Annotated in this window: 20 protein-coding genes and 1 pseudogene; 19 read left to right on the plus strand and 2 right to left on the minus strand. The window is 60.2% G+C overall.

Annotated features, from left to right (window positions below; translation table 11 throughout):
* Positions 1-386 precede the first annotated feature (386 nt).
* The 15 genes and pseudogenes from AUL39_RS04725 (at position 387) to hflX (ending at position 18485) form a co-directional block, all read left to right on the plus strand.
* Positions 387-2051, plus strand: coding sequence for a ribonuclease J (locus AUL39_RS04725; RefSeq protein WP_059054229.1), 1665 nt, complete (start codon positions 387-389; stop codon positions 2049-2051).
* A 4-nt stretch (positions 2052-2055) separates the two neighbouring features.
* The gene (locus AUL39_RS04730; RefSeq protein ID WP_059054231.1) at positions 2056-4551 is read left to right on the plus strand and encodes an FtsK/SpoIIIE family DNA translocase; all 2496 of its coding nucleotides are present in this window, start codon (positions 2056-2058) and stop codon (positions 4549-4551) included.
* Positions 4552-4557: 6 nt separating this feature from the next.
* Complete coding sequence (locus tag AUL39_RS04735) at positions 4558-6219, plus strand: RodZ domain-containing protein (RefSeq protein ID WP_059054233.1); 1662 nt, start codon at positions 4558-4560, stop codon at positions 6217-6219.
* 86 nt (positions 6220-6305) lie between these two features.
* Complete coding sequence (locus tag AUL39_RS04740; RefSeq protein ID WP_059054235.1) at positions 6306-6803, plus strand: YajQ family cyclic di-GMP-binding protein; 498 nt, start codon at positions 6306-6308, stop codon at positions 6801-6803.
* A pseudogene (gene rimO / locus AUL39_RS04745) lies at positions 6796-8150 on the plus strand (30S ribosomal protein S12 methylthiotransferase RimO). Before AUL39_RS04740 ends, rimO begins: the two are co-directional and overlap by 8 nt.
* On the plus strand, positions 8147-8755 hold the full coding sequence (gene pgsA, locus AUL39_RS04750) for a CDP-diacylglycerol--glycerol-3-phosphate 3-phosphatidyltransferase (RefSeq protein ID WP_059054240.1): 609 nt from the start codon (positions 8147-8149) through the stop codon (positions 8753-8755). The pseudogene rimO and the gene pgsA overlap by 4 nt, the downstream one beginning before the upstream one ends.
* Positions 8756-8757: 2 nt before the next feature.
* Complete coding sequence (locus AUL39_RS04755) at positions 8758-9282, plus strand: CinA family protein (RefSeq protein ID WP_059054242.1); 525 nt, start codon at positions 8758-8760, stop codon at positions 9280-9282.
* Positions 9283-9511: 229 nt separating this feature from the next.
* A complete protein-coding gene (gene recA, locus AUL39_RS04760; protein WP_059054244.1) occupies positions 9512-10615 on the plus strand; it encodes a recombinase RecA in 1104 nt (367 codons plus the stop codon).
* Positions 10612-11316, plus strand: a complete 705-nt coding sequence (locus tag AUL39_RS04765; protein WP_059054246.1) for a regulatory protein RecX — start codon at positions 10612-10614, stop codon at positions 11314-11316. The genes recA and AUL39_RS04765 overlap by 4 nt, the downstream gene beginning before the upstream one ends.
* Before the next feature lie 352 nt (positions 11317-11668).
* Entirely contained in the window at positions 11669-13219 is a 1551-nt protein-coding gene (rny, locus tag AUL39_RS04770; protein WP_059054248.1) for a ribonuclease Y, read from the plus strand.
* A 69-nt stretch (positions 13220-13288) separates the two neighbouring features.
* A complete protein-coding gene (locus AUL39_RS04775; protein ID WP_059054878.1) occupies positions 13289-14332 on the plus strand; it encodes an ATP-binding protein in 1044 nt (347 codons plus the stop codon).
* 147 nt (positions 14333-14479) lie between these two features.
* Complete coding sequence (locus tag AUL39_RS04780) at positions 14480-14797, plus strand: stage V sporulation protein S (protein ID WP_059054250.1); 318 nt, start codon at positions 14480-14482, stop codon at positions 14795-14797.
* Positions 14798-16171 carry a tRNA (N6-isopentenyl adenosine(37)-C2)-methylthiotransferase MiaB gene (gene miaB, locus AUL39_RS04785; protein WP_059054253.1) on the plus strand — a complete coding sequence of 458 codons (1374 nt, stop codon included), beginning with the start codon at positions 14798-14800 and terminating at the stop codon, positions 16169-16171. It begins immediately after the preceding gene.
* Between the two features lie 8 nt (positions 16172-16179).
* Positions 16180-17142, plus strand: coding sequence for a tRNA (adenosine(37)-N6)-dimethylallyltransferase MiaA (miaA, locus tag AUL39_RS04790; protein WP_059054879.1), 963 nt, complete (start codon positions 16180-16182; stop codon positions 17140-17142).
* A gap of 2 nt (positions 17143-17144) precedes the next feature.
* On the plus strand, positions 17145-18485 hold the full coding sequence (hflX, locus tag AUL39_RS04795) for a GTPase HflX (protein WP_059054255.1): 1341 nt from the start codon (positions 17145-17147) through the stop codon (positions 18483-18485).
* On the opposite strand, the gene AUL39_RS04800 is transcribed toward hflX, so the two are convergent.
* Both AUL39_RS04800 and lexA read right to left on the minus strand, forming a co-directional pair.
* A complete protein-coding gene (locus AUL39_RS04800) occupies positions 18469-19257 on the minus strand; it encodes a heparan-alpha-glucosaminide N-acetyltransferase (protein ID WP_082667254.1) in 789 nt (262 codons plus the stop codon). The genes hflX and AUL39_RS04800 overlap by 17 nt on opposite strands.
* Positions 19258-19259: 2 nt before the next feature.
* A complete protein-coding gene (gene lexA, locus AUL39_RS04805; protein WP_059054257.1) occupies positions 19260-19922 on the minus strand; it encodes a transcriptional repressor LexA in 663 nt (220 codons plus the stop codon).
* A gap of 195 nt (positions 19923-20117) precedes the next feature.
* On the opposite strand from lexA, the gene AUL39_RS04810 reads away from it, so the two are divergent.
* The 4 genes from AUL39_RS04810 (at position 20118) to AUL39_RS04825 (ending at position 23019) form a co-directional block, all read left to right on the plus strand.
* Positions 20118-20567 carry a LysM peptidoglycan-binding domain-containing protein gene (locus AUL39_RS04810; protein WP_160327030.1) on the plus strand — a complete coding sequence of 150 codons (450 nt, stop codon included), beginning with the start codon at positions 20118-20120 and terminating at the stop codon, positions 20565-20567.
* A 149-nt stretch (positions 20568-20716) separates the two neighbouring features.
* A complete protein-coding gene (gene nrdR / locus AUL39_RS04815) occupies positions 20717-21166 on the plus strand; it encodes a transcriptional regulator NrdR (protein WP_059054261.1) in 450 nt (149 codons plus the stop codon).
* Entirely contained in the window at positions 21163-21609 is a 447-nt protein-coding gene (gene dut / locus AUL39_RS04820) for a dUTP diphosphatase (protein WP_059054263.1), read from the plus strand. Before nrdR ends, dut begins: the two co-directional genes overlap by 4 nt.
* Positions 21610-21705: 96 nt before the next feature.
* The gene (locus AUL39_RS04825) at positions 21706-23019 is read left to right on the plus strand and encodes an NCS2 family permease (RefSeq protein WP_059054265.1); all 1314 of its coding nucleotides are present in this window, start codon (positions 21706-21708) and stop codon (positions 23017-23019) included.
* Positions 23020-23169: the final 150 nt, after the last annotated feature.

Here is a 23169-nt window from a genome sequence, read left to right on the forward strand (position 1 = left end):
TCCTTTGAGTGCCGCCCGCTTTTTTGGCAGAAGGCCGTCGTCGATGCCCCTAGCTTCCCGGCTACAACCCCAAGTAACGCTGTTGAGAAGAATTCCGACACTTTTTGGTGCTAAATCACAGAGAAATGTCCATATTCTTCTCAACAGTTGTAGAAGTGCGAATCCGCCACGGAAGCGCGGCACGCACTCCGCAATCATCGTGGAGCCTCGTCACGCCTTCATCGTCTTGGTTACAATAGGTAGGCTAGAGTGCCAATGCGCCTTCTTCCCGCATTGGCTCACAAATTCGTAGCTGTTGCGGCTGGTGGTATTCGGCCACCAGGACCGCTCACTAGATAACGGCGCAAGCCGCACGTATAGACCACGAGGAAAGGATCCCTCCAGCAATGCCAAAGAAAGATTCCGCCCTCAAGATCATCCCGCTTGGTGGTCTTGACGGGATCGGCAAGAACATGACCGTTTTCGAGTACGGAAACGATATGGTCATGATTGACGCCGGCCTCATGTTCCCCGATGACGAGCAGCCAGGCATCGACCTCATACTCCCTGACTACACTTACGTCCTGGAGAACGAGGACAAGCTGCGCGGCATCATCATTACCCACGGCCACGAGGACCACACGGGTGCGCTTCCGTACTTGCTGCAGGATCTCACGCACAAGGTGCCTATCTACTCCAGCAAGCTCACACTTGGCATCATCGAGGGCAAGCTCGCCGAGCACAACATCAAGAGCCCCAAGTTCCGCGAGGTCCAGGACGGCTCTACCATCACGCTTGGCGCCTTCAACATCACGTTCTTTGCTATGACGCACTCCATCCCAGCCGCGTTTGGCGTCTTCATGAACACGCCTGCTGGCAATGTGATGCACACCGGAGACTTCAAGCTTGACCAGACGCCCATCGACGGCGTGCGACCCAACTATGCCGCCATCAACCGCTTTGCTGCCGAGGGCATTGACGTCCTGCTCTCCGATTCCACTAATGCAACGCGTCCTGGCTTCACCCCTTCCGAGGCGGCCGTGGGACCGGCGCTGCGTCACATCATCAAGAACGCACCCGGCCGCGTCTTTGTCGCCTCGTTCTCCAGCCACATCCACCGTCTGCAGCAGATCTGCGATGCCTCCGTGGCGGTTGGCCGCAAGGTCGTCGTGACGGGCCGCTCGATGGTCACCAACACCAAGGTTGCTCGCGAGCTTGGCTACCTGCGCATTGCGGACGAGAACATCATCGATGCCTATGACCTCGAGAAGCTCCCGGACGAGCAGATCGTGGTCCTCTGCACCGGCAGCCAGGGCGAGCCACTCTCGGCACTTGCACGCATGGCCAACGGCGAGCACAAGAGCCTCTCCATCCACGAGGGCGACACGGTCATCATCTCCGCCAACCCCATTCCAGGCAACGAGAAGAGCGTCCAGGCCATCATCAATTCGCTTTCCAAGCTGGGCTGCGACATCTACGACAAGAGCCAGGCCCTTGTCCACGTCTCTGGGCACGGCTCCCAGGAGGAGCTTAAGCTCATGCTTGCCATGGTGAAGCCTCGCAACTTCATGCCGGTCCACGGCGAGGCCCAACACCTGCGTGCGCACGCCAAGCTTGCCCAGCAGGTTGGCATTCCCGAGAGGAACATCTTCATCCTCGACAACGGCGACTCCCTTGAGGTGCGCCACGGCAAGGCACGTCGCGGTCCCTCTGTCGACTCCGGCGTGGTCTACGTCGATGGTCTTTCCATAACCGATGCCAACCCAGTTGTGCTTCGCGATCGCCAGCGCCTCGCACAGGATGGTGTCATCACGTGCGTTGTTGCCATCCGCTCGAGGAACCACTCCGTCGATACCATCGACCTCTCTGGGCGCGGCGTCTCCTTTGCCACGGACGAGGTACTCATGGGCGATGCCCGTGATCTTGTGCGTTCGCAGGTCGAGCGTCTTGAGAAGGGTAACGGCGCGAGCATTGACACCGTTCGCAAGGGAGTGAGAAACTCGCTCTCTAATTTCCTTTGGAGCAAGACGCACACGCGACCGATGGTGATACCGGTCGTGATGGAGGTCTAGGCACATGCCCTCGAATCGCAGATCAAACGCAGCAGGCAAGGCAGCAAAGAAGGGGTCAAAGTCGTGGGGTGCCGGCGCACGCCAGGCATCGCGCGGCCGTGCCGCCGACAAGGCCGCGCAGGGTCTCTCATCCACGCAGAACGACATCCTCGGCGTGGTCTTGGCCGTTGTTGCCGTTGCCATGTTCGTTTCGCTGGTTGCACCAACCTCGGCCATCGTGACGAGCATGGTTGGCCATGCGCTTACGCTGCTCTTTGGCACCGGTGCGATTCTTGCCCCCATAGCCCTCTTCATCTTTGCGTGCACGTTCTTCATGGACGAGGACGGCCCCATCTCCGGTCGTGTGGCGGCTGGCCTTGTGCTCATTGTTCTTGCCATCTTGGCGATGCTCTCCCTCAATCATCCTGGCGTTGCGGATAATCCCCAGATTGCACTGGCGGAGTACACGCTTGAGTCCGCCGGCGGCTATGTGGGCGGCGGCATTGCCTATGTGCTCGTGCGTCTTGTTGGCCTCATCGTTGGCAACGTCATTCTCGTTGGCGTCATCATTGCCGGTGCCGTGGTCTGCGGATTCTCGATCTCTGGTGCTGTCGCCAAGATTCACCTGCGTGCCCAGGAGGCGTCCGAGAGCCGCCGCATTGCCCGCGAGGAGCGCGCGGCCGAGCGTGAGGCTGCCCGCGAGGTAGAGCCGCCGGCACCGCAGGCAGCTGTCCCCGCAGCGCGAGCGCAGGGCTCGCTCTTTGACGAGACGGGCGAGGGTGAGACGTCCTTCATTGGCGCGCGCAAGACCAGCGTTCTTCGGCGTGGACGCTCCAAGAAGCCTGACGCCGCGGCAACCGAGGCGGGGGAGCTGGACAGCGGGGCCACGACGCTTCTTGACGCTGCTCCCACGACCCTCCTCGACATCCCCGAGAAGGGCCCAAAGGCTCGCGCTTCTCGTGCGCCTAAGGAGAAGGGAACAACCCCAGCGTTTCTGGCTGGCGGCAATGTCGCATCCAAGCGCGCGCAGGCGCCCGAGCCTGCCGTTGCCGAAGATGGCAAGGAGCTTCCGCCCGCTGACATGCTCAAGGTGAACCCCAACTCCGGCGTGAGCGCCGAGTCCGACGAGGAGCTCTCCTCCGTTGCGGCCAAGCTCCAGGGCACGCTTGAGGAGTTCGGCCTCACCTCGCGCGTGGTCGGTTGGGTTGCCGGTCCCTCGGTCACCACGTTCAAGATCGAGATGGGCGAGGGCGAGCGCGTAAGCAAGATTACCAACCTCCAGGATGACATTGCGCTCTCGCTTGCCTCCCGCTCGGTGCGCATCTTCGCACCCATCCCGGGCACCTCGCTCGTGGGCATTGAGATTCCCAACAAGACAACGCAGCCTGTCTATCTTGGAGACGTGCTGCCCTACGTCAAAGGTGGCCCGCTCGAGGCCGCGTTTGGCCGCGACTCCGAGGGCAACCCCGTTGTTGTGGACATTGCCGGCCTGCCGCACCTTCTGGTTGCAGGAACCACGGGCTCCGGCAAGTCTGTGCTGCTCAACAGCATCGTCATGACCATCCTCATGCGCGCAACACCCGAGGAGGTCCGTCTCATCATGGTGGACCCCAAGCGCGTCGAGTTCACCTACTATGCCGGCCTGCCCCACCTCTACGTGCCTGTGGTGACCGAGCCAAACAAGGCAGCAAGCGCCCTCTCCTGGGGCGTCACCGAGATGGAGCGCCGCCTCAAGGTCTTCGAGCACTACAAGGTCCGCGACATCAAGTCCTACAACCGCGACGTTGACGGTGACAAGTACGCCGACATGGAGAACCCTCCAAAGCACATGCCGTATTTCGTCATCGTGATCGACGAGCTCTCTGACCTCATGATGGTTGCCGGCAAGGACGTCGAGGCCTCAATCGTGCGCATCGCCCAGCTGGGGCGCGCTGCCGGCATACACCTCATCGTTGCCACGCAGCGCCCCTCGGCAGACGTCGTGACGGGCCTCATCAAGGCAAACATCGACAACCGCGTGGCGCTTTCGGTCGACAACGGCATGAACTCTCGCATCATCCTCGACCAGACGGGTGCCGAGCGCCTCCTCGGCCACGGCGACATGCTCTACAAGCTTCGCGGCAAGCGCCCGCGCCGTGCCCAGGGCTGCTTTGTCTCGGAGGAGGAGGTCGAGCGCGTGGTCGACTTCATCAAGGAGCACCACGACACCGACTACCACGACGATATTCTCACTGCCGTCTCGCCCATGTCACCCGGCGGCCCCAGCGAGGCTTCTGCTCCGGCGGATGACCCCCTTCTCTGGGAGGCTGCCGATATCGTTGTGAACTCTCAGCTTGGTTCCACCTCCAGCCTTCAGCGAGCGCTCTCGGTGGGGTACGCTAGGGCGGGGAGAATCATGGACATGCTCGAGAACAAGGGCGTCGTGGGGCCCGCAAACGGTTCGAAGCCGCGCGAGGTGCTTCTCGACAAGGAGGGCCTCGAGGACCTTAAGGCCGCCGAGCAGGATTTTGAGGAGGTGTAGCCCACCATGCCGTCGCGTCCGCGCTTCAGCGAGATGCTGCTTGACCGCCGTCGTCAACTTGGACTCACGGTGGGCCAGGCCTCTCAGGTCCTAAAGCTCAAGGAGCAGGTCCTCATTGCCTTCGAAGAGGGTGACTTTGAGAACATCCCCCAAAGCGGCTATGCCCAGGGCATGCTTTCGTCGTACGCCCGCTACCTGGGCCTCAATCCCCGTGAGATTGTTGACCTCTTCCAGGAGGAACTCTACGAGCACGTGCATGGCACCTCCTCGCACGAGCTGCGCCGTCGTACGCGCGACACGCAGTCTGGTCGCGGAGTCCAGGGCTACGACGTAGTCAACGAGGCCGAGTCGCGGCCCAAGGCATATGTGCAGTATCGAGGGCTGCTTCCCACCTCCGGTGGACCCGCGGGTGACATGGGTGCCTTTGCCACTACCTCTGGGCCCAGGCCCCGCACGCCATCCTCGGTGCCGCTCGCTGGCTCGAGCTACCCCGCTGGCTCCCGTAGCCAGTCACCGTCCTACTCTCATGCCGAGTACGTCTACGGCAGGCCGTACAACTCCACATCCGAGCGCGAGCGCGACGACAGCCGCGAGCGCGACAGGGACCGTTACGCCTCGCGCCAGCGTGGCAGGTACGCCCAGCAAAGGCGCCGCGTCGACGATCCGGCGAACCGCCTCTTGCGCGAGGGGCAAAACGGCGTGGAGGAGAGGCGCGAGACCGCGCGGGCTTACCGTCGCGATACGTCCCGAGCCCAGCGCCTCTACGAGCGAGACAGCGTAAGCACGAGGAGCGTGCGCGCCGGCGAGTACACCGACGACCTTCGCTACGACGACGGGGCCAGGCCCTATGATCGCGCGTCGACCATCTCCGGCAGACGCTCGTCGAGAAACATCGCCAGCGTTGACAGGCCCAAGGTACGTCGCCGCGATGACCAGCGCGGTCGCCTCTCCGGGCGCGCCCGTGGACGTGCATCTCAGGACAACCGCCGCACGACGCTCCTCGTGATCTGCGCTCTTGCGCTGGCGCTCACCCTCATCTTGGTCTTCTCAGTGCGCTCTTGCGTGAGCAACCGGTCAACGTCTCAGGAGAACAAGACGACAGTTCCCGTGAGCACCACGTCCACGGACTCCAGCTCGACCAATTCGACGTCCACGGACACCTCGTCAACGCCAACCACTACGACGACCACCCAGGGGACGGCGAGCTCTGACACCACCGCAAGCGATTCCACCACGACAACCGAGACGGATGTTACGGTCTCCGTTGCCAGCGGGGAGACCTCGTGGCTCGAGATCACAAACGATGGCACCAGCGAGGTCGCAAGTACCGTTACGGGGCCATGGGAGCAAACCTACACCGTCACGGATTCGATTACCATCCGAGCTGGCAATCCTGGGGCAGTCACTGTCACCGAGAATGGCACGCAGAAGAGCTTTGACTCTAAGGCGTCCGGCATTGGCTCTCTCACCATTCAAGGAACGCCTGCCGCCACAACCGACGGCAGTACCACGGACTCCACGACGGGTACCACCGGCGACTCATCGAGCAGCACGAGCACTACAAGCTCCACAGGCAGCACGAGCACGTCAGGCTCGCGGACGTCTGGGGGCACCACCTCGACGTCATCCAAGACGTCTGGCACTACGAGTACTTCCACGAGCAACTAGGGCAATGGGCCTCATGCGGGCCCATGGTTACGACAATCGTTTGCTGCGGGCAGAATGGTTGCGCAGCGAACGGGGGAGGATATGGCATGGCCAAGGATTCGAGCTTCGACGTCGTCTCTGTCGTTGACATGCAGGAGGTCGACAACGCCTACCAGCAGGCTACCCGTGAGATCTCGCAGCGCTACGACCTCAAGGGAACTGGGGCATCGCTCACGCTCGCTAAGGGCGAGGGTACGTTTACGGTTGAAGCTCCGTCTGACTTTGTTGCTGGCCAGGTGCGCGATATTCTCGGCTCCAAGCTCGTGAAGCGTGGAGTAGACCTCACGGCGCTGCGCTGGGACAAGCCCCAGGCGGCCTCCGGCATGAGCGTTAGGCAGCAGGGCCACCTCGTGCAAGGCATCGATGCCGATCTGGCAAAGAAGATCTCCAAGGACATCCGTGACTCCAAGATCAAGGCAAAGGCCGCAATCGAGGGCGACAAGCTTCGTGTGAGCTCTCCTTCCAAGGACGCGCTGCAGCAGGTCATCGCCCTGCTTCGCGGCAACGACTACGGCCAGCCCCTCCAGTACGTCAACTATCGATAAGGTCAATACATGCCTAGCATTCTCTTCATTACCCGCGGGTGCGCCAAGAACGAGGTCGACACTGACCGCATGCGCGCCCTTCTCCTTGGTGCCGGATACGACGAGACGGACGATCCGGACAAGGCAGATATTGCACTTATCAACACCTGCTCCTTTCTCGTCTCTGCTACGCAAGAGTCGCTCGATACCACCCTCGAGCTTGCACAGCAGGAGGAGGGGGAAGGGCATGCACTCCCCATCGTGATGTGTGGCTGCGTGCCATCCCGCTACGGCGCTCCCCTCGCTGAGGAGCTTCCCGAGGTATCCGCCTTCGTGAACGCCGACGACGAGGACGGGATCGTGGACGTCGTTGATAGCGTGCTGGGGCTCGAGCGCGACGTTGCGCCAGGCGTCCCCCAGGGCGTGCTGCGCACCGTGGACGGCGCCAGCGCCTACGTGAAGATTTCCGAGGGCTGCGATAGGTTCTGCGCGTTCTGCGCTATCCCGTACATTCGCGGGCGCTACCACTCTCGTGATGCAAAGGAGATCTGCGAGGAGGTCCACTCCCTCATGGAGGGCGGCGTGCGTGAGGTCGTGCTCATTGGGCAGGACACCGGCATCTGGGGCTCTGACTTCGACGAGCCGCGCACCCTGGCATCGCTCCTTCGCCAGGTTGCCGAGGTCGTGCGTCCCTACGGTGGCTGGGTACGCGTGCTGTACCTGCAGCCCGAGGGCATGACTGAGGAGCTCGTCTCCACGATTCGCGACGTCCCCGAGGTGCTGCCCTACATCGACATCCCCATCCAGCACTGCTCGGCCACTGTGCTCGAGCGCATGGGCCGCAAGGGGTCGGCAGAGGAGTTCTCTGATCTCTTTGCGCATCTGCGCAAAGAGATTCCCGGCATGGTTCTTCGCACGACGGCAATGGCGGGCTTCCCTGGCGAGACGGACGAGGAGGCGCAGGAGCTGCTCGACTTCCTCCAAGATGAGGAGTTTGACTACTGCTCCGTCTTCACGTACTCCCCCGAGGAGGGCACGCGTGCCGCGACCATGCCCGATCAGGTCCCCGACGAGGTCAAGCTCGAGCGCACGCAGCGCCTCATCGACCTTACCGAGCAGCTTGGCTTTGCCGCTGCCGAGAGACATGTCGGCGAGCGCGTGCGCGTCATCGTTGATGGCATTGAGGACGGACCCGACGGCGCTGAGTTCATCGGCCATGCCTGGTTCCAGGCTCCAGACTCCGACGGCGTCGTTCACATCGCGAGTGGCGAGCTCTCCGTTGGCGACATAGTGACCTGCGATCTTGTCGACTCCTTCACGTACGACCTCGTTGGTGAGGTCGTTGAGGGCGAGGAGGGGGTGCGATGAGCGGCGCAACCTCCAAGGGGGATGCGTCCTCCATCTGGACCCCAGCCAACATTGTGACCTGCGTTCGCGTGGCCGCCGTCCCACTGTGGCTTCTCGTCGCCGAGATGTCTCCTGTTGCTGGCTTGGGCTCCGGGTGGTCACTTGGCGTCTTTCTCTTCTTTGTGGCGCTTTCGCTCACCGATAAGCTCGATGGCTACCTTGCGCGCAGCAGGAACGAGGTCACGACCTTTGGCAAGTTCCTTGATCCCATAGCCGACAAGCTCGTCGTGGTGGTTGCCCTCTGCTTTCTCCTCGAGCGGGGAGAGGTCTCCTCGTGGGTTCTGCTCGTTATTGTTGCACGCGAGTTCCTCGTGTCTGGGCTGCGCATGGTCGTGGCCTCATCTGGCACCGTCATCGCGGCCTCTTCTCTGGGCAAGGGGAAAACCGCTGTTACGATGGTTGCCATCTCCGCGCTGCTCCTTGCCATGGCGCTTCCCACGGGTGGCGCTGCGGAGGCCTTTGAGCTGCTCGGACAGGTGCTCATGGTCGCAGCGGTTGTACTGACGGCTTGGTCGGGTATCGACTACTTCGTCAAGGCATGGTCGTACGTAGTGGGGGAGCGATAGCCATGGTACCTTCCGTCATCTTCGACGGCGAGACGCTCGATGCATGCGAGTCGCTCGTCGCTGCGTGTCGGGCTTCTGGCGTAACGGTTGGCACGGCAGAATCCTGTACCGGAGGGCTGGTGGCATCGGCCATCACGGCCATTCCAGGCTCCTCCGAGGCTATACGTGGCGGAGTTGTTAGCTATGCGATACCCGTCAAGCGCGAAGTGCTGGGCGTCTCGAACGACATTCTCGATGCCCCAGGCGTTGGTGCCGTTTCAAGCGAATGCGCAGCAGCCATGGCGGAGGGGGCACGTCGCGTGCTAGGGTGCGACGTTGCTGTCTCGATAACCGGTATAGCCGGGCCGGGCGGCGAAGAGCCCGGCAAGCCCGTTGGAACCGTGTGGATGGGCCTGTCCACGCCTTTCTTCACGCAAACGTTCCCAAACCTCTTTGAGGGGGACCGCGCTGAGGTGCGCGCGCGTGCCGTGAGGCGTGCGCTCGAACTTCTCATCCAGGGCGTTAGAGATTCTGCCGATAAGCGCTAACTTTTTTCTTTCTCGCTACGCGTTTCTGCTAGACGCGCCAGTCCTTGGGCGATGCTGTTTATGCAGGTAGATATCTTTGCACGTCAGAGACGTGACTGCCCTGTGAAAGAATCCTGTCCGTACAGCGTCAAAATGGTGCAAGCCCTTCCTCGTAAGCTGTGGCCAGCGATGTTGACTACGAACGGGTGTTCGTATATCATCGGTGGCAGCCAATAGATGAGGAGCAAGCATGGCCAGGAGCAAGGGTACTGTCAAAGAGGTCAACCACCCCGAGACTACGGAGGAGCGCGATAAGGCGCTCGAGGTTACCACGCAAGAGATAGAGAAGAAGTTTGGCAAGGGCGCCATCATGCGCTATGGCGATGACAACGCCAGCCTTGAGGTCGAGGCCATCCCTACTGGTTCTCTGGCTCTTGACGCCGCGCTTGGCATAGGTGGCGTCCCGCGCGGGCGCATTGTCGAGATTTACGGTCCAGAGTCCTCGGGTAAGACTACGCTCTCGCTTGAGATTCTTGCAGAGGCCCAGGCCATGGGTGGGGTCGTGGCTTTCATCGACGCAGAGCATGCGCTTGACCCAGGATACGCGGCACGCATTGGCGTAGACATCGATGAAGTTCTCATCTCGCAGCCAGATACCGGCGAGCAGGCCTTGGAGATCTGTGACATGCTTGTGCGCTCGGGTGCCATTGACGTCGTCGTCATCGACTCCGTGGCTGCGCTTGTTCCTCGTGCCGAGATCGAGGGTGAGATCGGAGACACTACGGTTGGCCTTCAGGCCCGTCTCATGAGCCAGGCACTCCGCAAGCTCGCAGGCTCCCTCTCCAAGTCAAACACCACCTGCATCTTCATCAACCAGCTGCGCGAGAAGATTGGCGTCATGTTTGGCAACCCTGAAACAACCCCCGGTGGCCGCGCACTCAAGTTCTTCTCGTCGGTGCGCATGGACATCAGGCGTGTTGATAGCATCAAGGTCAACGGCGAGGTTGTTGGTAACCGCGTAAGGGTGAAGGTTGTCAAGAACAAGGTAGCCCCTCCCTTTAAGTCGGCAGAGTTCGACATCATGTACGGCACGGGTATCTCCAAGGAGGGCTCGGTGCTTGATATGGCGGTTGAATATCAGATTGTCGACAAGTCTGGCTCCTGGTTCACCTACGAGGGAGAGCGCCTTGGCCAGGGTCGCGAGGCGGCAAAGGCGTTTCTTGCCTCCAATCCGGACCTCATGGAGGAGATTGACCACAAGGTGCGCGTTGCCTGTGGGCTTGTCCTTGGGGACGAGCGCGTGGGCGAGCCTGTAGACGGTGCCGCCCCAGACTCTGAGGACGTTCAGCAGTGACGCGTTCCGCCAAGAGGGAGTGGCCAAAGACGGCTCTTGACTGGGAGGTTCACCTGCCCCAGCGCGGATCACGCGGCCTGGGGCAGGCCGCTCCTCGCGGTGAGGTCGTGGTGAGAACGCCCAAGCACGGGGAAGAGCACATTAGCGTCCCCGTTGCGGTGGCGCGTTCGCTAGACGCCAAGGCCAGAGGCCGAGAGCTTCTTCCCTCGTCACGCGCCGAGCTGTTGTATTCGATGGGGGAGATCTCTCGCAAGTGCGCCATGGAGCGTTCGGCCTCCCTCATCGACCGAAGGGACTACTCCGAAGGCGAGCTCTCTGAGCGGCTCTTGAGGGATGGTTATGCACCTCAGACCGTCGAGCACACTTGCAAGAGGGCAGTCGAATGCGGCCTTGTGGACAACACCCGCTTTGCCGACGCCTTTATCCGCTCGAAGCTATCCCAGGGCTGGGGAAGGGTTCGGATTGAGCGGGAGCTTTCGCGCCGTGGCATAGACATTGGTGATGTTCCTGGCTGGCCCGAGCTCTACCTCACGCAGGAGTCTGAGGAGGAGACGGCCTACGAGCTTGCTTCCAGGCGTCGCCTTACTGGCAAAAACGACTACGAGAAGATTGTGCGTTTCCTGTCTACGCGGGGATTTCCCTTGGGCCTTGCCACTAGAACTGCCAGACGCGTCCTAGATGAGCGCCAAGAGGAGAGTTAACCGTTCTGCGGGCTCGTTGCATTCTGCGTCGAGCCCGCAATCGATACCCGTTCTCTCCACAGTTCGTCTCCTCTCTTGCTTCTCTCGTATATTCCGTGAAGCGGGGCTGGTTTGGGCGCGGGCGGTACCCTAACAGTTTGACAGGTATCAAATGCGAACATATGATTGAAAGGCCTGAGAGCGTATCTTCCGCTGGTTTACCAGCTGTGCATTGTAATTGTTTCACCGTGTCAGCATCATGGAACGTCATGTTTTTGGCATCTGCGGCCGGATACCCCGATGGCGGGTTCCCCAGCGCTATGCGTTGGGGTCTCCTGAACAATCTCGTGAATTCGTCATCTGAGGAGCGGCTATGGAAATTGTTATAGGAATTATCTGCCTAGCGGTAGGAGCGGGTTTGGCGTACTTCTTCCTGGCTGGGAAGAGCAACTCCAAGCTCAAGTCTGCTAATGAGCAAATCGAGAGCGCGCGCGGCGAGGCCGAGCGCATCACGTCTGAGGCCCGTCGCCAAGCGGACACTGCCAAGAAGGAGGCGGTGCTCGAAGCCAAGGAGGAGATTCTCCAGCTCAAGCAGAACTCTGAGGCAGAGGAGAAGAAGCGCAAGGGCGAGCTGCAGTCTATGGAAGGCCGCATCATGCAGCGTGAGGAGTCCCTCGATCGCCGCAACGATGCACTCGACAAGCGCGAGCGTCAGCTCTCTGGCCTTCAGAGCCAGCTTGACCGTCGCAAGAACGACCTCGATGCCCTCGAGGGCAAACAGACCACCGAGCTCGAGCGTATCGCCGGCCTCTCGAAGGACGAGGCTCACGACGAGCTCATCGCACGCGTCCGTGCCGAGAGCGTTCGTGATGAGGCCCAGATCCTCCGCGAGTCCGAGCAGAACGTGCGTGCAAAGGCTGACAAGACCGCCCGAGAGATCATCTCCACGGCTATCCAGCGCTGCGCTGCCGACCAGGCGGGCGAGATAACCGTCACCACCGTCCACATTCCCTCCGATGACCTCAAAGGCCGCATCATCGGCCGCGAAGGCAGGAACATTCGCACCTTCGAGCAGGTCTCGGGTGTCTCCCTTGTCATTGATGACACCCCAGAGACCGTAGTCCTCTCGAGCTTTGACCCCGTCCGCCGCGAGACGGCCCGCGTTGCCCTCGAGAACCTCATCGCTGACGGGCGCATCCATCCCGCGCGCATCGAGGAGCTTTATAAGAAGGCCGAGGACCTTGTCAACGAGCGCGTTCGTGAGGCTGGCGAGCAGGCTGCCTTCGACGCAGGCATCCATGACCTCCACCCCGAAATCGTGAAGACCCTGGGTGCGCTCAAGTACCGTACCTCCTTTGGGCAGAACGTCCTCTCTCACTCCATCCAGGTCTCCGCGCTCTGTGGCATCATGGCCTCAGAGCTGGGAATGGACCCCGCCTCCGCCAAGCGCGCAGGGCTTCTTCATGACATTGGCAAGGCAATCGACCACGAGGTCGAGGGCCCGCATGCCGTTATTGGCGCCGACCTCGCTCGCCGCTATGGAGAGCGTCCCGAGATCGTTCATGCCATCGAGGCACACCATGCCGACGTCGACCCAGATACCGTCCTCGACGTCCTCGTACAGGCGGCAGACGCCATCTCCGCCGCACGTCCCGGTGCTCGTCGTGAGTCTGCCGAGACCTACATCAAGCGCCTCGAGAAGCTTGAGGAGATTTCCAATGCCCACGAGGGAGTCGAGCGTACCTACGCCATGCAGGCAGGACGCGAGCTCCACGTGATGGTCGAGCCCGAGAAGATCTCTGACGCTCAGGCAACCGTGCTCGCGCATGACATCGCCAAGCAGATCGAGGACGAGATGGAATATCCCGGTCAGGTGCGCGTTGTGGTTATCCGCGAGTCCCGCGCGGTTGACGTCGCCAAGTAGGCGAGAGGTACTACCGTGGCAGGGGAGCAGGACTCCAACGCGGCCGGTTTGGCCGATTTCGTCGCTCGCATGGGCGGCGAGCGGTCGCTCCGCGTAGAGGAGAACCTTGGCGAGGGCTATGTCCGCCTCCGCGTTGCGGAGGCGGAGCGCCGCCAGGCAAAGCATGATATCCGTTGCGTGGAGGACATGGTCATCGAGCTTCTACGCAACTCTAGGGATGCCGGCGCAAAGCGCATCTACCTTGCCACGTCTCGTGAAGGGGACCTTCGCACCACGACCATCCTCGACGATGGCTCTGGCATTCCGGAGGACATGCAGGAGCATATCTTCGAGGCGCGCGTTACCTCGAAGCTCGAAAGTGTCCACGTTGACCGCTGGGGTGTCCATGGGCGTGGCATGGCGCTCTACTCGGTAAAGGAGAACGCAGAGTCAGCGCGTGTTGCCTCGTCTGCCCCGGGGAAAGGGGCGTCTATCACGGTTGTGACTGACGCCACCAAGCTTACCGAGCGTGCCGATCAGTCCACGTGGCCCGCGCTGGGTGAAGACGAAGACGGAAGGCGCACCTGCGCTCGGGGACCTCACAACATCGTGCGTACGTGCTGCGAGTTCGCGCTCGAGGAGTATGGCAGCTGCGAGGTCTATGTTGGTTCTCCGGCAGAGATCGCTGCCACCGCTCGCGCTCGTGTTACTCCCTCAGTCGACGGCTCAGATCTGCTCTTTATCGACGACCTCACAGCCCTGCCCGTGCTTGAACGACTTCGGGCAGCTGCGGATGCGAGGGAGCTCCTCTCGGTCTGTAAGGGCCTTGGACTTGAGATGAGCGAACGCACGGCGCACCGTGTGGTGTCTGGGCAGATTCGCCCTCTGAGAAGCGTCGCCTCGCGCATGCTCCGCAAGGCGGATGCCCCCACGGGGCCCAAGCTGGTTGACCTTTACCGTGACCGTCGCGGCCTTAAGCTCTCAAAGCCTGACGCAGAAGAGTTCTCCCGTGTCCTTGCGAAGGACTTCTCGTTTATCGAAGACCGGTATTACGTTTCTCTTGTCAACAATCCAAAGGTGAGGGTTGGCAAGGGCCGCATTACCGTGACCTTTGACCTTGAAGAGGCGGATTAGACGTATTCGCGTATCTGTCACTCCGCTTGCTTCACTTTGCATTTGCATTAGCTAGCTGGGACATTACAATCGTTGCTATATAAACTCTCATCAGCGAAGTCAAACGCACCACACCGATAACCACCGCACCATTGGAGCATCAACAGCATGGATTTTCTGAAGGTCTCGAGCAAGTCATCTCCGGCGTCTGTCGCCGGGGCAATTGCCGGCATGGTTAAGGACGGGGTTCCCGTCAACATGCAGTGCGTCGGAGCTGGTGCGGTCAACCAGGCCGTGAAGGCGCTTGCCATCGCACGTGGGTTTCTCATCCCTACCGGTGTTGACATCTCCTGTGCGCCAACGTTCTCGGACATCGACATCGGGGGCGAGAAGCGCACGGCAATCCGCTTTGCCGTTTACGTCCACAGGCTTACGCCCCAAAGCACCTCGGCAGACGCTATGGACGACAGGGGAGTGGTCGCGTAGATGGCATCTTCTGACACCCAGGTGCTCGTCGGCAAGACGTACAGCATCAAGACCTTCGGCTGCCAGATGAACATGCACGATTCCGAGAGGGTCTCAGGCCTTCTCGACTCGTGCGGGTGCATCGAGGTCGCAAGCCCCGATGACGCTGACATCGTGGTGTACATGACGTGTTGCGTCCGCGAGAATGCGGACCAGCGCCTCTATGGTCAGGCGTCTGCCATGGTCTCTGCTCCCACGCCTCCTTCCGGAAGGCGTGTCGTCGCTGTTGGTGGCTGCATCGCGCAGCGTGACGGAGAGCGGCTGCGAGCCCACATTCCCAACGTCGACGTGGTATTTGGCACAAGCGCCCTGGCAAGCCTCCCTAGACTCCTCTCTGAGGCCTTTGGCGATCAGTCCGGCGCCATCGAAGTGGACACAGAAGAGCCTGGCACGGGCTTCTCGACCGATTTGCCCAGCCACCGTGCAGAGCGCTACCATGCTTGGGTGCCCATCATGAGCGGCTGCAACAACTTCTGCACCTACTGCATCGTCCCGTATGTTCGTGGTCGTGAGCGCAGCCGCACCATCGAGAGCGTGGTGGCAGAGTGCCGCCTGCTTGTTGCCGATGGCGTGCGGGAGATCTGCCTCCTTGGCCAAAACGTCAACTCCTATGGCAGAAACATCTACGGTGAGCCACGCTTTGCCGAGCTGCTACGTGCGGTGGGCGAGACGGGCATCGAGCGCATCCGGTTCACCTCCAGCAACCCAAAGGACCTCTCGGATGAGACCATCGCCGCCATGGCGGAGGTACCTGCCGTGATGCCGCATCTCCACCTGGCGGTGCAGTCGGGTTCCACGCGCGTGCTCAAGGCGATGAACCGTAGCTATACAAGGGACGAGTATCTGGCGCTTGTGGGGCGTCTCCGCGCCGCAATCCCTGATATTGCGCTCTCCACCGACATCATCGTTGGCTTCCCAGGCGAGACCGAGGAAGACTTCCAGGAAACGCTCTCCCTCGTGCATGAGGCTGGCTTCTCGTCTGCCTTCACGTTCATCTACTCGCCGCGTCCTGGAACCCCCGCCGCCAAGATGGTTGACAACACATCACACGAGGTCATCCAGGATCGCTTTGACCGACTTGCCGAGCAGGTCGCCCAGCAGGCCCACGATGCCAACCAGGAGGACCTGGGGCAGCTCGTTGGCGTGCTGGTCGAGGGTCCGTCAAAGCGAGACGACTCTGTGATGGTGGGTCACAGCGAGAAGAACCGCACCGTCCACTTCCGGCTGCCCGAGGGAGTCAGTGCACAGGACGCCGTTGGCAAGATTGCTCGCGTCCGCGTGAAAGAGGCGCGTACCTGGTACCTGCGTGGCACCGTCGAGGGCGACCTTACGTGAGTGAGCCCATGGCTTCTCGACGCGTCGTCTGCATCGTCGGGCCAACGGCATCTGGGAAGAGCTCGCTCGCCGAGCTTGTTGCCGAACGCCTGGGGTCCTCTGTTGTCTCGGTTGACGCGATGCAGGTCTATCGAGGGATGGATGTGGGAACCGCCAAGACGCCAAAAGGCGAGAGGCGCGTGCCCCTCCTCATGGTGGACGTTGCAGACGTAGACGAAGACTACTCGGTCCAACGATTTCAGAAGGATGCCCGCGCCTGCATTGATGGGCTCCTTGGGCGCGGTGTGGTTCCTGTGCTCTGTGGTGGTACTGGGCTCTATCTTGATGCGGTTATTGATCAGATGGACTTTCCCGCTGGTGTCATCGGCGACGAACGACGGCAGAGCTATGAGCGAATAGCGGCTGAGCAGGGACCGGAGGCACTCCATCGCCTTCTTGCCGCGCGGGACCCAAAGAGCGCTGCGCTCATTCATCCCAATAATGTTCGCCGCTGCGTGCGCGCACTTGAGATGCTTGATGAAGGCGTGAGCTATGCCAAGAACAACGAGGGCCTCAAGCGCCGAGAACCTCACTACGATGCCCGCATCTGGGCTATCTCCATGTCACGCGAGAGGCTCTACGAACGCATTGACACGCGTGTCGACAAGATGTTCGACTCTGGTCTTGTGGAGGAGGTTCGTGGGCTGAGGGAGTGTGGCCTCAATCGATCTCACACTGCAGGCCAGGCAATCGGCTACAAGGAGCTTCTCGCCGCCCTTGCGGGGGAGAGCACGCTCGAGGAAGCAAGGGACCAGATTAAGCGACGCACGCGCCACTATGCCAAGCGTCAGCTCTCGTGGCTCAAGAGGGATGGCCGTGCCCGGTGGATCGATGTGGACGAGATCGGCCGGGACCATGCTTGTGACCTTATCGTTCATGATGTCTTGGGCCAGCTCGACGCCTCCAGCAGCAATCAAGAGGAGGTCGATTAGCTATGGCGCGCTTTGAGCCCACGTCCACGGCCCCTGTGCGAGAGAGGGCCATCCTCGTGGGGGTCGACTTTGGCAAGAATGACGACTGGACGCTTGAAGAGTCCATGGCTGAGCTTGGCCGCCTTGCTGAGACGGACGGCGCAGACGTCGTCTTTACGCTCACGCAGCGCCTAGACGCGCCGGTGCCACGCACGTTCATTGGTAAGGGCAAGGTTGAGGAACTCGTCTCCTACGTGCGCAACCTTGACGCCGACGTTGTGATCTTCGATGATGAGCTCACGCCATCGCAGCAGTCAAACCTCGAGAAGATCGTGGGTGAGCCAGTAAAGATTATCGATCGTACCGCGCTTATTCTCGACATCTTTGGCGTTCACGCAACAACGCGCGAGGGGCGCCTGCAGGTTCAGCTTGCGCAGCTTCAGTACGTCCTGCCCAGGCTACGCGGCATGTGGAGTCACCTCGTGGGCGAGCAGACGCGTGGCGGCATTGGCTCACGCTTTGGCCAGGGAGAGAGCCAGCTCGAGGTGGATCGCCGCCTTGTGCGCAAGCGCATATCGACGCTTCGTGACGAGCTCGCACGGCTCGAGACTAGGCGAGAGGTACAGTCGAAGGCCCGCTGGGACTCTGGCGTCTATCGCGTGGCCCTTGCCGGATACACCAATGCAGGCAAGTCTACCCTGCTCAATGCCCTCACTGGCTCCGAGGTGTACGTGCGAGACGAGCTCTTTGCCACGCTTGATCCCACGACGCGCTCGATTGAGCTCGAGGAGGGGCGCAAGGTCACTCTTACGGATACCGTGGGGTTTATCCAGAAGCTCCCGACAACGCTCGTCGAGGCGTTTAAGTCCACGCTTGCTGAAGTGCGTGCCGCAGACCTCATCCTCCTTGTTGCCGATGCTTCGGATTCTGGGGTTGAGCGTCAGGTGCGGGCGGTACGTTCCGTCCTGGATGAGATTGGCGCAAGCCAGATTCCATCGGTGCTTGTCCTCAACAAGTGCGACCTCCTTACCCCCGAGGCTTTTTCGGATCTGCAGGCCAGCCACCCCGATGCGGTAACCATCTCTGCACGCGAGGGAACGGGCCTCTCCGGACTGCTCTATCGAGTGGCTCGGGAGGCGTCACGCGGCGATGCCACAGTTACCGTTCTGGTGCCGTTTTCCAAGGGCATCCTCATGAAGATGGTCCACGAACGCTGCCAGGTCATACGCGAGGTGTATACCGAGAAGGGCCTTCTGGCTACCGTAAGTGCCTCTGAAAGGATGCGCTCTACCCTTGCCCCTTATGTTGTTCCGGATGAAAACTTTGAACCCTGGGGTTCCACTGCTCCTACACCACGCCAGTGAGAAACAGCAGAACAGGCTGGTGAATCACGTAGACGAGAAGTGCATGCCGTCCAACAAAGTTGAGTACGGGTACGTTGGCGCTCAGTGCCCAAGTGGGATAGCCCCGCTCCTTGAACCATGCCCCCATTGAAGCGCCCGCGAGGTACATGAGAACAAAGGGGACGAGAGGGTAGTAGTCGCCGGAGGCGAAGCCTGGACCAGGAATGCCAAGCCAAGCAAGGCCGGGCTGAGCATAGAGCGATTGCGGAAGCGTAATCGAGAGTGCTCCAACACCCAGCGTACCCGAGGGAAGCCCGAGGAAAAATACAAAGCACAGAAAGAGAACTGCGGCGGCAATGGGGCCTCGCGGCATGCAGCGGAACTTCTCGAGAAGCCATGCTACGAGGGTGCAAGCAGACATGCAGTAGATGATGCCGAACGAGATGGGCACATCCACAGCTGCCAACGCCGTCACCCCATAGATGGCTACGGCCACAGCACCGTAGGTTAAGCCGCGCTTGAGATTGTTTCTCGAAAGCGAGCACATGCAGCCGGCGACAAAGAGGAACGTCCACGAGATGCTCGCCCGCCAGATGTCCTGTAAGGGAGGGGCAAACCATGAGAGGCCTGCCCCAGCTAGGAATCGCAGGTCATAGCAAAGGTGAAACAGCACCATCGAGATGACGGAGAAGCCTCGCACCGCGTCGAAGATGCCAATCCTTTTGCGCTGACCCCTTGGGATCCCGCTCGCGACTCCTGTGCCCGCAGTTTTGCCAGAGGGCTCCTCTCCCATGGCTATGAAATGGTTCTGATGAGCGCCGTCACACGTCCAAGGATGACCGGGTTGTCCGCGTAGATTGGGCTCATGCTGTCATTCTCGGGCTGCAGGCGGATCCTGTTCTTCTCGCGATAGAAGGTCTTAACCGTTGCCGAGTCGTCGATAAGTGCCACCACAATCTCGCCGTCATGAGCATCATGCTGCTCTTTCACCACAATGTAGTCACCATCGAAGATGCCAGCATTGATCATCGACTCGCCCTTGACGCGCAAGATGAAGGAGCTCGCATCACCCACGATGCTTGTGGGGAGCGTAAGCGTCTCCTCGACGTTTTGCTCTGCCAGGATGGGTATGCCTGCAGCAACGCGGCCCACAAGAGGCAGCGTGATGGCGTTCTTATCCACATCCTCCTGTACCGTGACAATTTTAGTCTGGGCACTACCGTCCTCAGAGACCTGCTTGTCTGGGACAACCTCGATGGTTCGAGGCTTCTTTGGGTCCCTGCTAATGAGCCCCATCTCCTCAAGAACCTTGAGATGCATGTGGACGGTTGAGGGCGAAGCCAGGCCTACTGCAGCGCCAATCTCCCTCACCGAGGGGGGATAGCCGTGCTCGTCTGTGTAGGTGCAGATGAAGTCATAGATGGCCCTCTGGCGCTTGCTGAGCTTTCCCTTTGACATGGCGTCTCCTCTCATCTGTCTTCATGATACCCGTTTGGGGAATTCATTGCAAACAAATGTTCGTATGAGACTTGACACGAACAAATGTACGTTGATACTAGAGTACAGATGTTCGGTCACAAACGCAAGGTGCTTATTTGTGTCCCGCGCGACCGGTATAAAGGTCCCGGCAAACACACAAGAGGGGAGCACACCATGACAAGCACTAATCGCATGTACGCTACCGAGGGTTCTTCGGCTCTCGTTCCTTCTTATCCCATGCTCACACTTATCGAGGGTGGCATTGTGCGAGGTGGCGTCTGCGAGCAGCCACAGGCTCAGGATGAGAGCGTCGTACGCCCGCGCCTCACGCGCCGAGAGGCTCTTACGGTTGTTGTCTGCACACTTATGGTTGCAGCCGGGCTTCTTGTTGCGCTTGTGGTGAGCAACGCCTCTGGCTCTGCCAAGCTTGATTCTGCGCTGTCCTCTATCCCCGCCCAGGAGGTTGTCGTTGAGCCTGGAGATTCCATTTGGGGCCTTGCCGGCCAACATCAGGTAGATGGGTACAGCACGTCCGAGCTTGCGCAGTGGATCTATGAGAAGAACTCACTCAGTACCTCTAGCTTGCAACCGGGACAAGTGTTGCTTGTTCCGGCATCTAACTAGTTTAGGGGATGCCTCGTGCGTTTGCCGTGAGCATCCCCTGTCGCCAACTACTCCTGCATTCCTTTTCCAGTTCGTGATAATTGGCATCTTTGTGGTGGAATTTTGGACACTTTGTGTTAAGTTCCTAATGGAGTCCATTAGGAGGTTTGATGCGCTGTCCAAAATGCGGGTGTGAGGAATCTAAGGTCGTTGATTCGAGGCCATCCGAGAGCAATGACGCTATTCGCCGTAGGCGCGAGTGCGTCAAGTGTGGTTATCGGTTCACAACCTATGAGCGGCGCGAAGAGATGCCGCTCTTGGTTGTTAAGAAGGACGGCCGAAAAGAGACCTTCGACCGGCAAAAGCTTATGCGCGGGCTGCTTGCAGCCACGGTAAAGCGAAGCGTTCCCGTCGAGACGCTCGATGGTCTTATTGATGACATCGAGTCTGAGCTGCGGGATGAAGGCGTCAATGAGGTTGCCTCTCATGACCTCGGAAGCATGGTGCTTAAGCGCCTAGTGGACGTTGACAAAGTCGCCTACATTCGCTTCGCCTCGGTCTATCGGGACTTCAAGGATGTTGACGAGTTTAGCGAGGAGCTGAGGAGTCTCAACAAATGACACAGAACAATGTGACACTCCCCATCAAGCGCCTTGACCCTTCCGTGGAACTTCCTAGCTACGCCTACGAGGGTGATGCGGGTCTTGACCTAAGGTCGAACGAAGACGTCACGCTCGCGCCCTTCGAGCGGAGGCTCGTAGGCACCGGTCTAGCAATAGCCATTCCCGAGGGATATGCCGGGTTTGTGCAACCCCGGAGTGGCCTTGCTTTGCGCGAGGGCCTCTCCATGGCAAACACCCCCGGCCTCATTGATGCTCATTATCGTGGTGAGCTCAAGGTCTGCGCCATAAACCTCGATTCAGCTAAGAGTATACACATCAAGCGGGGAGAGAGAATCGCCCAGCTCGTCATTAAGCAGGTTCCAGTCGTTCGCCTCCAGGAGGTCGACAAGCTTGATGAGACCGATCGTGGTGCCGGAGGGTTTGGCTCCAGCGGAGTCTAGGCCTTTCGGGCACACCTATGTTTGTCGTGCCACGTCCATTTGCGGCCGCGGCTGGTTATTTCTATCCCTGGCTTTTGAGTAGAAAGGACGGGAAGCATGGAGAAGTTCTTCAAGTTCGGGGAAAGAGGGTCGTCCGCAGGCCAAGAGCTTCGCGCTGGTCTTACGACCTTCCTTGCAATGGCCTACATCATTGCCGTTAACCCCTCCCTGCTCGCTGCGGCCGGCGTTCCCATGAACGCCGCTGTCACCTCCACCTGCGTTGGCGCGGGCATCATGACCATCTTCATGGGCCTCTTCTCCAACAGGCCTCTCGCCTGTGCCTCGGGCATGGGCATCAATGCGGTTGTTGCCTTTACCCTTGCTGCCATTAACGGTGCCGACTGGCAGGTTTCTATGGCCGTCATCTTTGTCGAAGGCTGTGCCATTCTCGTCCTGGTCCTCTGCGGCCTGCGTGAGGCAATCATGGATGCCATCCCAGTCTCGCTTCGCCATGCCATCTCCGTTGGCCTTGGCATCTTCATCGCGATGATTGGCCTTGCCGACGGTGGCATCATCGTTGCCAACGAGTCCACAATGGTTGCCTTTGGTGACGTGACAAGTCCCAAGTTCCTTGTGGGCCTCATCTCCATTGTTGCCACGGTCATTCTCTATGCGATGAACGTCAAGGGGTCCATCCTCATTGGCATCATCATTGCCGTTCTCTGCGGTATTCCGCTCGGCGTCACGCAGATGCCCACCGGCATTGTCTCTGCTCTGGACTTCTCGTCCTTTGGTGCTCCCTTCATGGTGGACTCCACCGGTACCGTCGCCGTGGTAAGGGTGCTCACCACGCCAATCCTGCTCGTCTTTGCGTTCTCGCTTATGATGTCTGACTTCTTTGACACCATGGGAACCGCAATGGCCGTCGCCAAGCAGGGCGAGTTCCTCAACGAGGACGGAACGGTCGAGAACATTCGCGAGATCCTGATTGCAGACTCCGCCGCTGCAGCTATTGGCGGCCTCGTTGGTGCCTCCTCGATCACGACCTTCGTCGAGTCCGCCTCTGGTGCAGCTGACGGCGGGCGCACTGGCCTCTCCTCTGTCTTCACCGGCATCTTCTTTATCATCGCCGCGTTCTTCGCGCCGGTCATCTCCATCGTGAGCAGTGCTGCCACTTGCGGCGCTCTCGTCATCGTAGGCTTCCTCATGATGACCGACGTCGTTGACATCGACTGGACCGACCTTCTCGAGGGCTTCCCCTCATTCATGGTCATTGCAGGCATCCCCCTTACGTACTCCATTTCCAACGGCATCGGCATGGGCTTCATTGCCTACGTTATCGTTGCCCTGGTCACTGGCCGCGGCAAGAAGGTTAAGCCTCTCATGTGGGTAGCTACCGCTGCCTTCCTCGTCTACTTCCTGCTTTCGTAAGAGGCGTCGGTTGAGCACATCGCAATAAACTCCAGCAAAGGACCCGGTTGGCTTTCCTTCCGGGTCCCCTTTTTCTACCATGTATCAAGCCTAACCAACACAATGTGACGTATGTATCCAATTGCCTGGGCGTGTCCGGGCGCAACAAGG

Origin of the sequence: Tractidigestivibacter scatoligenes, assembly GCF_001494635.1 — a bacterium.
Lineage (GTDB): Bacteria > Actinomycetota > Coriobacteriia > Coriobacteriales > Atopobiaceae > Tractidigestivibacter > Tractidigestivibacter scatoligenes.